Here is a 12276-nt window from a genome sequence, read left to right as displayed (position 1 = left end):
AACGACGAAATGGGGTAATGCTCTGTGGATATCAAGGCGCTGCTCATTGATGACGAGCCTCTTATACTCAATCATTTAAAGAATGCGATTCCTTGGAAGGAAATGCAGATCGAGCTTGTCGGGACGGCCCGCAACGGCGTCAAGGGGCTGGAGCTGGTCATGGAATTCGAGCCGGACATCATTCTGTGCGATATCCGGATGCCGCTGATGGACGGCCTGGAATTTCTCCGGGAGATCCGCAGACTCGGCTATGAGACTGAGGTTATTATGCTGACCGGGTATCAGGAGTTCGAATATGCCCGGCTTGCGCTGCAGCACGGAGTAAAGGACTATATTTTGAAGCCGATCAATTATACGGAGCTGGAAGCGGCGATTGGCAAGCTTGCGGATGAAGTCCGCTCGCGCCGGTCGGAGAAGCGCTGTGCGGAACGGCAGCTGCAAAGGATGATCGGACTCGCGAACGAGAAAATGATGTTCGACGTGCTGATGGGCTTTGCGGCTGACGTGCCCCGATGGGGTTTGGAGGAGGAGCAGGGCAGGGAGCTTCAATACGCTCTGTTCCTGGTAGACTTGGACGATTATGCGCAGCGTACCGTGTCATGGACGGAGCAGGAGCGTAAGCTGTGGAACTTTGCGGTGCGCAATGTGCTGCAGGAGGCGATTCCGGGCCAGAAGCCTCATTATATAGTGGTCCAAATGCGCCAGGGGGAGTGGTGCGTTCTGCTGGAGTTCGAGCGTTCGGGTAATGCCGCTAGCTCACCGCAGATGCAGGAGTGGGCCCGGGAAATCCAGCGGGCGGTCAAGGACCATATCAAGCTAACGGTCAGTCTGGCTTGGGAGCAGGGGCCCCTGGAGATCGGGGGACTATCCCAGACGTATATGAAGCTGCAGCGCGGCTTGATGCTGCAAGCGGGCCATGAACAGCTGCTCCCTATGACGGAGGACGCGCTGGCGCGCGATGCGGCTGCGGTGTCAGAGTGGCAGATTGTTGAGGAAATCACTTCAGGTCTGAAAATGTACGACAAATCGAAGGTCGAGCAGGGGCTTGGGCAGTTGAAGGCCAATTTGCCGCATATTTCCGAGCGTTCGGCGCTGGGAATCGAGAAATTTTTGCAATATAGCATTATTCATCTGCTCCGGGAAATGCGCGAGCTTGATTTTATGAACTCCCGGGAAGAGGGGAAGATGTGGCAGCATTTGCAGCACAGTCAGAACGTGAAGGATTTACTGAACGTGATCTCGGAGCTGGAGAACCACATCAGGGAGCTTGAGATCAATAAGAAATCCAGCGAGCTGCTGATGATTTCGGCCGGAGAATATATTCAGCGCAATTTGAGTACGGACATTGGGGTCGACGATATTGCGAGTCACCTGAATATCAGTTCTAGCTATTTCAGTCATCTGTTTAAGAACCATTACGGGGAGACGTTCGTTGAACATTTGCGAAAACAGCGCATGGAGCTTGCCAAGACGATGCTAAGGTTGACTTCCCGCAGCGTAACCGAAATCGGCGTCCTTGTCGGCTATAGCGACAGGCGTTATTTCTCCAAGGTATTCCAGCGCTATACCGGCGTAACTCCGACGGAGTACCGGGAACAGGAAGAGGAGCGAGGAAGCGGCATTGAGCCGGAGAAGGCGGGTGCGGATTCCAACAAGCAGCAAATATAAGTTTCGCAGGAACAGCTTGCGGCAAAATGAAAAGCAACCTCCTCCCGGCCCGAGATGAGGTTGCTTCCTTGCGTCTTAGCATCATTAAATCCGGCATATTTCGTTGGGGCATAGCTCACAGTGGCAAATGTCCTGCAGCATGACAAGGTCTTTAATAAGAATCATGCCGTTCACATATTCCAGCGCATCCTTCTTGCGCAAGTCGCTGAGCATCCGGTTGACGCTTTCGCGGGTCGCACCGATCATGTTGGACAGATCTGTATGCGTAATTTTCTTGTTAATTAGAATATTGTCGCCTTGCTTCTCGCCATAGGTATTGCTGAGACGGATCAGGGTCGAGCAAAGCGCTCCCGGCTTGCCGTACATCATCAAATCACGGAACTTGGTCTGCGTCAGACGGTGATGGATGCCCATCCATTTCATGAAGTCAATGGCAAAGTCGCAATGCTGGCAGATCATAATTTCGAGATCTTTTTGTTCAATAATGCCGATTTCACTGTCCTCGATGACTTCGGCGGTAAAGCTGTGCTTCGAGCTGAAGAAGGGATCGGCCTGGCCAACCATGTCTCCGCGCCCGTACATATATAGAATAAGCTCCTTGCCTTCGTCCGTGGATTTGGTCAATTTAATGCGCCCTCGCTTAACGAAGAACAGCTTGTCGGAGAAGTCTCCTTCCCAGAACAGATGCGTTCCTTCTGGATACGTCTTGTCTTTCATGGTTACGAGAAGCCGGTTGAAGTTTTGCTCCGTAAAGCAGCTCGTATTCCCACGGGGCGGGGTTGCCGTTGCGAATTGAGTCATTTTTAAATCCCCCTCATGCTCCAAATTTTTCTGAAAATTTTAAATTAATTTAAATTAATTATATACCGAACTTCAAGCTTTGGGGCGGCTTGCAAGGCCTCAAAAGTGTCTAAATTCTAACATTGTGACTATTTTCACTATCTAAGCGTCTAAAAACTCATTGCAGAACAGGGCGGTCTATGAAATTAAATTCATAATCCATCGTTGAAAGTACGGCATGAAAAACAAGCTATAAAGATGAAAGTTTTCATTTCTTTAAAGTTTGTGAAAATATTCACTATACAAACTAAAAATCCTGTGTTATGATCAAGGTAACAAAAGAGAAGCTAAAGCTTCCGATGGATAAGCCAGAAAGTGAAAATATTCACAATATGCAGCGCACCCTAGAGAGACTTCCCTGGTTGGTCCATATGAAATTAGGAGGATGAGAGAAATGGCCGTAAAGAACAATGTGACCACGAAGCAGCAGCCTACCGCAGAGGATTACATCCAATCCCTGATCGACAAAGCGAAAAAGGCGACCGAAGCGTTTATGGAATTGGATCAAGAGCAAATTGACAAGATCGTTCAGGCGATGGCGCTTGCCGGCCTCGACAAGCACATGTATTTAGCGAAGATGGCTGTGGAGGAAACTGGCCGCGGGGTATATGAAGACAAGATCATCAAGAATATGTTCGCGACAGAGTACATCCACAACAGCATCAAGTACGACAAGACAGTTGGCGTCATCGAAGATAACCCTTATGACAGCTTCCAGAAAATCGCCGAGCCCGTTGGCATTATTATGGGGATTACCCCTGTGACCAACCCGACATCCACGACGATTTTCAAAGCCATGATCGCGATCAAGACCCGCAACCCGATCATTTTCGGATTCCATCCATCCGCACAGCGCTGCAGCGCAGAAGCCGCGAAAATTTTACTGGAAGCTGCGGTCAAACATGGCGCGCCAGCGGACTGTATCCAATGGATCGAAGATCCGTCCATGGACCGTACGAATGCGTTGATGAATCACCCTGACGTAGCTTGCATTCTGGCTACCGGCGGATCCGCGATGGTTAAAGCGGCGTACAGCTGCGGCAAACCGGCGCTGGGCGTCGGTCCTGGCAACGTACCTTGCTTCATTGAGAAAAGCGCTGATCTGGATCAAGCGGTCAACGACCTTATTTTATCCAAGACCTTTGACAACGGCATGATCTGTGCTTCCGAGCAAGCGGTCATTATCGAAGAACCGATCTTTGACCAAGTGAAGAAAAAAATGATTGCGAACGGCTGCTATTTCGTTAACAAAGAGGAAGCTGCCAAATTAACGGCCGGCGCGATCATTGCAGATAAATGCGCAGTGAACCCGACGATTGTGGGTCAGCCTGCTACGAAGATCGCCGAACTGTGCGGCATTGAAGTGCCTGCGGGAACAAAAATCCTGGTCGCTGAAATCGAAGGCGTAGGCCCTAAATTCCCGTTGTCTGCCGAGAAATTGAGCCCTGTGCTCGCCTGCTACAAAGTCAAAACAGCGGAGCAAGGCATCGATCGTGCGCTGGAAGTTGTGCAATTTGGAGGAATGGGGCACTCGTCGGTTATCCATTCGAACAATGAAGACATCATACAAAAATTTTCGGACCGCATGCCAACCTGCCGGATTCTGGTCAACCAGCCGTCTTCGCAGGGCGGGATCGGGGACATCTATAATACGAACCTGCCGTCGCTTACACTGGGCTGCGGATCTTACGGACGCAACTCGACTTCGTCGAACGTTACGGCTGTCAATTTGATCAATGTGAAAAGGGTGAATCGTCGTACCGTGAATATGCAGTGGTTCAAGGTTCCAAGCAAAATCTATTTCGAGAAAAATTCGACGCAATATCTGGCCAAAATGCCGGACATCAGCCGTGTGCTGATCGTAACCGACCCGATGATGGTCAAACTCGGATATGTAGAAAGAGTCGAGCATTATTTGCGCCAGCGCCAAACTCCAGTTGCCATCGAAGTGTTCTCGGATGTTGAGCCGGATCCTTCGACAACGACGGTGGAACGGGGAACCGAGCTGATGGCTAAATTCCAGCCGGACTGCATCATCGCACTAGGCGGCGGTTCGCCGATGGACGCTGCAAAAGGAATGTGGTTGTTCTATGAATATCCGGATACCGACTTCCATAACCTGAAGCAAAAATTCATGGATATCCGCAAACGGATCTACAAATACCCGCGTCTCGGCCAAAAAGCTAAATTCGTAGCGATTCCTACAACTTCGGGTACAGGTTCGGAAGTGACTTCGTTCGCAGTTATTACGGATAAAATCAACGGCAATACGAAATATCCGCTTGCCGATTACGAACTGACCCCAGACGTGGCAATTATCGACCCTGAATTCGTATACAGCTTGCCGAAAGTGGCTGTAGCCGACACGGGCATGGACGTTCTGACGCATGCGATTGAAGCTTACGTATCGGTCATGGCGAATGATTATACGGACGGTCTTGCTATCAAAGCCATCCAGCTCGTATTCCAGTACCTGGAGCAATCGGCGCTAACTGGCGACAAGCTGGCCCGCGAGAAAATGCATAATGCTTCGACGCTGGCAGGTATGGCCTTTGCCAATGCGTTCCTGGGAATCAACCACAGCCTGGCGCATAAATGGGGCGGTCAATACCATACCGCACATGGCCGTACCAACGCGATTCTGATGCCGCACGTGATTCGCTACAACGCGAAAAAGCCTACGAAATTCGCAGCATGGCCTAAATACAAACACTTCGTGGCTGACGAGCGCTATGCGGAAATCGCCCGCATCCTAGGACTGCCTGCCCGTACGACGGAAGAAGGCGTCAAGAGCCTCATCAACGCGATCCGCGAGCTGAACAAGAAGCTTGGCATTCCGGCGAGCTTCCAGGAACTCGGCTTCGATGCGAAGGATTTCGAAGCGCGTGTGGATTACTTGGCTGACCGTGCTTTCGAGGATCAGTGTACGACGGCGAATCCGAAGCTGCCGCTAGTGAGCGAGCTTGCGGAAGTATACCGCGACGCATTCTACGGACGCTTTGAGGAGTAAAATCCGGGCTGCCTAAAATTTAAATAATTAGAATATAAGCTGTTCAATAAATAGTGACAAATATCACTCGAAATGTGATATTTGTCACAATCCTTTTGTCCGATCTGGTATATCATAGCAGTATAAAGATCCCTCATACGTTGATGAGTTGAATGGATTCGTATAAATGGTAAAAATGGGCTTATCAGTGTCTGAATTGTGAAAATTATCACAAATTTTAGGGATCCAAGGGTGCGGGATGCAGCCTTCAACCCCGCATACACTATATAAATGGAGGGAATACAGATGTCGGTGATTGAAAGAGAAGTACAAGAAGTACAGTCCGCATGGAGAGGTTTTAAAAAAGGGAAATGGATGAAGGAAGTCAATGTTCGCGATTTTATCGACCATAACATTGCCCCCTATCACGGTGACGAAGCTTTCTTGGCGGGACCTACGGACAACACGGTTGCCCTGTGGGACATCGTTTCCGATCTAACCAAGAAAGAGCGGGAAGCTGGAGGGGTACTCGATGTTGACGTGAACACGCCATCTACGATTGTATCTCATGCTCCAGGCTACTTGGATAAGGAGAAGGAACAAATCGTCGGCGTGCAGGGCAGCGCTCCGTTCCAACGTACGATCCATCCATTCGGCGGCATTAACATGGTTTTCAATTCCTGCAAAGCCTATGGATTTGATTTGCCGGAAAGCATTATTGAAATGTTTACGACGATTCGCAAGACGCATAACCAAGGCGTTTTCGATGCATATACTACGGAGATGAGAGCGGCCCGCAAAGCTGGTATTATTACAGGCCTGCCAGATGCTTACGGACGCGGCCGGATCATTGGCGACTATCGCCGGGTGGCCCTTTATGGGGTAGACTTCCTGATCAAACAAAAACAAAATGAACTGAAAAGTCTTGAAGTCGATGTGATCGACGAGGACGTGATCCGCCTGCGTGAAGAGCTGTCCGAGCAAATCCGCGCACTTGGCGAATTGAAACAGCTGGGTGAAATGCACGGCTTCGATATTTCCAGACCTGCGACGACCGCAAAAGAAGCATTCCAATGGCTCTATTTCGCATATCTGGCTGCTGTTAAGGAGCAGGACGGCGCGGCGATGTCCCTTGGACGCGTATCATCCTTCCTCGATGCCTACATCGAGCGTGACCTGGCCGAAGGCACGATTACAGAAGTTGAAGCGCAAGAGCTGGTAGACCATTTCGTCATGAAGCTGCGTATTGTGAAATTCCTCCGTACGCCGGAATACAACGACCTGTTCAGCGGAGACCCTACTTGGGTAACCGAATCGATCGGCGGGATGACGGTACAAGGTGCTACCCGCGTAACCAAGAACAGCTTCCGTTTTCTGCACACGCTGTATAACCTGGGACCTGCGCCTGAGCCTAACCTGACAGTGCTCTGGTCTGAGCAATTGCCGGAGGCGTTTAAGAAATACTGCGCCAAAGTATCTATCGAGACGAGCTCGATTCAATATGAAAACGACGATTTGATGCGTCCGATCTATGGCGACGACTACGGTATCGCTTGCTGTGTATCCGCAATGGAAATCGGGAAACAAATGCAATTCTTCGGCGCTCGCGCGAATCTGGCCAAAGCGCTGCTGTATGCGATCAACGGCGGTAAGGACGAGAAATCCGGTGCTCAGGTTGCTCCTGAATTCCCGGCCATCACGTCCGAGTATCTCGATTACGATGAAGTGATGAAACGCTTCAAGCCGATGATGGAATGGCTTGCTAAATTGTATGTAAATACATTGAATGTCATTCACTATATGCACGATAAATACTGCTACGAGCGGATTGAAATGGCCCTGCATGACCGCGACATTCTACGCACAATGGCTTGCGGCATCGCCGGCCTGTCCGTAGCGGCCGATTCGCTTAGTGCTATTAAATACGCGAAAGTCAAACCGATCCGCAACGAAAACGGCATCGCCGTAGATTTTGAAATTGAAGGAGACTTCCCTTGCTACGGCAACAACGACGACAAGGTTGACCAAATTGCCGTTGAACTCGTAGAGAGCTTTATGGAGATGATTCGCAAGCACAAAACATATCGTAATGCAATGCCGACACAATCCGTTTTGACGATTACCTCCAACGTGGTATATGGTAAGAAGACGGGTACAACGCCAGATGGACGTAAAGCAGGCGAACCGTTCGCGCCAGGGGCTAACCCGATGCACGGCCGCGACAAGAAAGGTGCGCTGGCATCCCTGAGCTCTGTCGCCAAGCTGCCTTACGAGCACAGCCTTGACGGTATTTCCAACACATTCTCGATTGTGCCAAAAGCGCTCGGCAAAGAACCGGAAATCCGCAAGAACAACCTGGTAGCCATGATGGACGGCTACTTCGGCAGCAAAGCCCATCACCTGAACGTCAACGTCTTTGACCGCGAACAATTGATGGATGCGATGGAGCACCCTGAGAATTATCCGCAGCTGACGATTCGCGTATCCGGTTATGCCGTTAATTTCATCAAGCTGACTCGCGAACAACAGCTTGATGTCATCAACCGCACCTTCCATGGTTCGATGTAATAAGGATAGGGTATGAATGCAATACATGCAGCCAATTACAGAAAGGGTGACGAAACATGCTTAAAGGTCGCATACATTCATTGGAGACATTTGGAACGGTCGATGGCCCGGGCATTCGCTTCGTCCTCTTCATGCAGGGCTGCTTGCTGAAATGTCAATATTGCCACAATCCTGATACATGGAGCCTGACGGACGGTAAAGAAATGACCCTGGAAGAGGTGCTTGCTGAAATTGAGCCGTACCTCAACTACTATCGGACGTCAGGCGGCGGGTTGACGGTCTCCGGTGGAGAAGCTACGCTGCAAGCGCCATTCGTGACGGAACTATTCCGTGAAGTGAAGAAGCGCTGGGATCTGCATACGACGCTCGATACGAACGGTTATAATGAAGGCCCGAAAATCATCGATCTATTGGATGTCACCGATCTGGTCATGCTTGACTTGAAGCATATCGACAACGAGAAGCATATCAAGCTGACCGGCAAGCCGAACGAACGCATGCTGAACATGGCGAAATGGCTGTCTAAGGAAGGCCGCAGCATGTGGATCAGATACGTGCTTGTTCCAGGCCTGACCGATGATGAACAGGATTTGCTGGATCTCGGACGATTTATCGGTGAACTGAACGCCGTAGAGAAATTTGAAATACTTCCGTATCATCAGATGGGCATATACAAGTGGCAGGAGCTAGGCTGGAGTTATCCATTGGAAGGCGTGCCTTCACCGACGGAGGCAGAGGTTCAGCGGGCATACGAGTTGATTGAAGAAGGAAAAAAGCAGACGCTATCCGCGATTTCATAACATCATAATAGCTAGAAACGAGTCGTACCGATTGGCAGATTGCTAATCGGTACGGCTCTTTTTTCGTTTAATCCTCCCCCTTATGCAGAGAATTATTCCCTTACGAAAGGCAGCTGCCCGGACTATAATAGAGATAGCTTCATATAAAATAGGGGGCTTTGCATTCAATGAGAAATCGTTCCATGTTATGTCTTCTTCTGCTTTTCATCGCAGCGGCTATGCTTGTATCCGGATGCGAGAAGGGGAACGAGGACACCAGCCCGGCAGGGGTGAATGGATCCTCCCTACGAGGGCAGGAAGAAGTTAATGACGAGCCTTTTGAAGTGACGATTCGACATACGCAGGTGGGAGAATCCAAGAAATTTCGGCTGGCGATTCTGAAAGACGTCGTTCGGCAGACCGAAGCGGATATTCCCGGTTTGAAAATCCGGCTGGACGCGGTCGATTCCGAGGTGAACCGCAAGGAGAAGCTGCGCGGCGAGATGGCTGCCGGCAAGCCGCCGGACATCTTCGACGTATTTGGCAGCCCGGATTCCGGGATCTATGCGCGGGAAGGGCTGATGCTCGATTTGACCCCGATTTTGGATGAGCTGGGGCTCAAACATAAAATCAGGGGTCTTGAGCCGTATACGCATGACGGAAAAGTATACGGTTTGCCGGCCGGAGCGTCAATCGAAGGTTTTTTTTATAATAAGGCTTATTTCGAAGAGAAGGGGCTTCATGTGCCAAGGACGCTTGACGAGCTGGAACAGCTGGCGGAATTCATTAAGGCAGACGGCAAAATTCCATTTGCTCAATCCTCCAAGGAAGCCTGGGTTCCGCTAATGACAACGAACAATTTATGGTCTTATTTCGCCGGATCCGAGATAACATACGGCTTCAGGTCAGGCACTGCCAAGTGGACCGACCCGGATGTCGTACGGGCCTTCAAGAAACATAAGGAATGGGTCGACAAAGGATATTACGTGCCTGGCGAGCTGGCCGCGGAATATACCGATATGAGAAATCAAATCATTAGCGGCGAAGCGATCATGATGATGGACGGATCTTGGGCGAACTCTGTATTCAGAGATCCTGATCAGGCGGGTGATTTAATCGGCAAAATCGGTTACTTCAACATGCCGCCGGAAGCGGAGGGTGACCCTTACATCGTCATGAACGACTTTAACAACGGATATGGTTTTTCAAGCTCGATGGCGGACGATCCCCGTAAATTGCAGACGGTTAAGCGGTTCATCGTGAATTTTTGGACGGAGGAAATGCAGCTGCGGGGGCTGAAGGAGGACGGCGTGCTTCCTGCTCTAGTCATCGATGCCCAACGTCTTGCGGATACGGTGAGCGATCCCTTGCTGCAGGACATTTTTAACGGCGTAGAGCAAATTGATATTTCATATCCTGCCTATGACGCGCTTGTCCAGACGCCGGTCAATGAGGCATTGGGGCTTGGAATCCAGCAAATGCTCAGCGGGGCGGCGGAGCCGGGAGTGATGCTCGAAGCGCTGCAGCGGACGCAGCAGGCAGCGAACACGGAGCTTCCGTAAGGACTATTTTCTACTAGGAGACAACCTATGAACTTGAGGATCAAATTGTTGACGGCTTTTCTCGGCCTCGTGATCGTACCGTTATTCATTCTTGGCGTCGTCACGTTTTTCGTCACCTTTCAATCGATCGAGACAAAGCACAGCCAGCAGGCTGAATATTCGCTCAAGGCGATCAGCTACAGCATCAAAAAAGTGTTTCAAGAAATGGACAATGTGACGGATAGCGGGATCTCCAACGAAATATTCAAAATGGCGCTCATGGCTGAGGATCCCGAATCCCAAAACCTGGTGAGCCAAATTCAATTGAACGAGAACCAGAAAAACTTTCGCTCCCTGCTATATAACCACCCTGCCATCGATTACGCTTTTTTGTACAGTGAGCGGGGATACGGCGAAACCTCTAACGTGGTGACTTTGTTCAACAAGGAGAGCTTCCAGACTCTGCCGTATGAGAAGTTTAAGCTGCATCCCCTATATGAAGAAGTGAAGGCGCTCAAGGGCCAGTCGAAGTGGATTGCACCTTATGAGTATCCCGAGCTGACGGGTTCTGAAAACGTATTCACGCAAATCCGGCTGATCAAGGATAAAAATACGATGAAGCCGCTCGGCATTCTGGCGGTGCAGATCAAGAACTGGGAGTTTGAGCGGATTTTTCAGAATTTGAAGCTGGGCAGCGAAATGAAGGATACCCGTTTTATGCTCGTTAATGACGGCGGTCTTGTCTTATATGATCACCAGTCCGAGTTTGACGGCGAGTACATCCAGGAGCATATTAACAAGGCGTTTCTTCCGAATGATACCTATCAGAGCTTCAAGGGAAAGTTCAACGGGCAGGAAAGTATCATTTCTATTTACAATTTGCAAGGAGGTTATCCCTGGAGCCTGGTATCTGTAACTTCCTGGAGCTATTTGTCGCAGGAGGTGACGACCTTTGCCAAATGGTTTATCGCCATCCTGCTGACATGCTTGATCACAGCAACGCTGTTCAACGTGCTGTTCATGAACCGGATTACCGGCCATATCGGCAAAATCGTCCGGTTTATGCGCAAGGTCGAGGCGGGGGATTTACAGGCCAGAGTAGAAGAGAAGGGCGATGACGAGCTCTTTTTGCTGCAAAAGGGCTTTAACAATCAAATGAACAAGATCAACGAGCTATTCGAACAGGTCAAGACGGAGCAGGAGCAGAAGGCCAACGCAGAGCTGCGGGTGCTGCAAGCGCAAATCAAGCCTCATTTTCTCTTTAACACACTGGAATCAATCAACGTTCTGGCAATTCAGAACGAAGGGCGGAAGGTAAGCGAAATGGTACTGCGCCTGGCCAGCATATTGCGGATCAGCATTCAGGAGAAGGAAGAGATCAAGCTTAGTCTTGAAATCGAGCATCTGTACAGCTATTTGGAAATCCAAAAGATCAGGTTCGACGACTTGTTCGATTATACCATCGATATCCCGGAGGAAATGATGTCGTACCGGCTGCTCAAATTAACGCTGCAGCCGCTCGTGGAGAACAGCATTCAGCACGGCTTCGACGGCATTGAATATCCGGGGCGTATCATGATTACAGGTTTCCTGGAGGAAGACCGGATGATTCTGCGGATCGAAGACAACGGAATCGGCATGACAGGGGAGCAGCTATCCTCCATCCAGTATGCAGAGCTAGGGCAAGTCCAGTACGATGCGTTGAAGCCTTATCCAAGTCCGGAGAGACAGGGCCTGGGACTGCGCAGCGTTCATGACCGGCTGCGCTTGCAGTATGGCCGCAGATTCGGATTGTTCATTTGCTCAGCTCCCGGACAAGGCACGGTGATTCAATGCGTCATTCCCAAACATGGTTTTATTTAATAATCGATTATATGAAAGCAGGTGTAGA

General features: G+C 50.1%; 7 protein-coding genes. 6 read left to right on the top strand and 1 reads right to left on the bottom strand.

Annotated elements, in window-relative coordinates:
- The first annotated feature begins 24 nt into the window (after window positions 1-24).
- Window positions 25-1668: a response regulator gene (locus tag GNP95_RS07460; protein WP_330163304.1), complete on the top strand. Its 1644-nt coding sequence runs from the start codon at window positions 25-27 to the stop codon at window positions 1666-1668.
- A gap of 84 nt (window positions 1669-1752) precedes the next feature.
- On the opposite strand, the gene GNP95_RS07455 is transcribed toward GNP95_RS07460, so the two are convergent.
- Window positions 1753-2469, bottom strand: a complete 717-nt coding sequence (locus GNP95_RS07455) for a Crp/Fnr family transcriptional regulator (protein WP_155610235.1) — start codon at window positions 2467-2469, stop codon at window positions 1753-1755.
- Between the two features lie 433 nt (window positions 2470-2902).
- Here GNP95_RS07455 and adhE point away from each other — a divergent pair, with 433 nt between their 5' ends.
- From adhE to GNP95_RS07430, 5 genes are all read left to right on the top strand, one after another.
- Window positions 2903-5518, top strand: a complete 2616-nt coding sequence (gene adhE / locus GNP95_RS07450; RefSeq protein WP_155610234.1) for a bifunctional acetaldehyde-CoA/alcohol dehydrogenase — start codon at window positions 2903-2905, stop codon at window positions 5516-5518.
- Window positions 5519-5803: 285 nt separating this feature from the next.
- Complete coding sequence (pflB, locus tag GNP95_RS07445; protein WP_155610233.1) at window positions 5804-8065, top strand: formate C-acetyltransferase; 2262 nt, start codon at window positions 5804-5806, stop codon at window positions 8063-8065.
- Window positions 8066-8121: 56 nt separating this feature from the next.
- Entirely contained in the window at window positions 8122-8865 is a 744-nt protein-coding gene (gene pflA, locus GNP95_RS07440; protein ID WP_155610232.1) for a pyruvate formate-lyase-activating protein, read from the top strand.
- 167 nt (window positions 8866-9032) lie between these two features.
- Window positions 9033-10406 (top strand): extracellular solute-binding protein, encoded by a 1374-nt coding sequence (locus GNP95_RS07435; RefSeq protein ID WP_155610231.1) that lies wholly within the window; start codon window positions 9033-9035, stop codon window positions 10404-10406.
- A gap of 27 nt (window positions 10407-10433) precedes the next feature.
- Entirely contained in the window at window positions 10434-12248 is a 1815-nt protein-coding gene (locus GNP95_RS07430; protein WP_155610230.1) for a cache domain-containing sensor histidine kinase, read from the top strand.
- The last annotated feature ends 28 nt before the right edge of the window (window positions 12249-12276 follow it).

It is taken from the genome of Paenibacillus woosongensis (assembly GCF_009725165.1).
GTDB lineage: Bacteria > Bacillota > Bacilli > Paenibacillales > Paenibacillaceae > Fontibacillus > Fontibacillus woosongensis.
This window is presented reverse-complemented; position numbering and strand designations above follow the sequence as displayed.

Bases quoted from the DNA above. Each gene is read 5' to 3' on its own strand.
- GNP95_RS07455 (WP_155610235.1), bottom strand. From the start codon at position 2,469: ATGACTCAATTCGCAACGGCAACCCCGCCCCGTGGGAATACGAGCTGC.
- adhE (WP_155610234.1), top strand. From the start codon at position 2,903: ATGGCCGTAAAGAACAATGTGACCACGAAGCAGCAGCCTACCGCAGAG.
- pflB (WP_155610233.1), top strand. From the start codon at position 5,804: ATGTCGGTGATTGAAAGAGAAGTACAAGAAGTACAGTCCGCATGGAGA.
- pflA (WP_155610232.1), top strand. From the start codon at position 8,122: ATGCTTAAAGGTCGCATACATTCATTGGAGACATTTGGAACGGTCGAT.
- GNP95_RS07435 (WP_155610231.1), top strand. From the start codon at position 9,033: ATGAGAAATCGTTCCATGTTATGTCTTCTTCTGCTTTTCATCGCAGCG.
- GNP95_RS07430 (WP_155610230.1), top strand. From the start codon at position 10,434: ATGAACTTGAGGATCAAATTGTTGACGGCTTTTCTCGGCCTCGTGATC.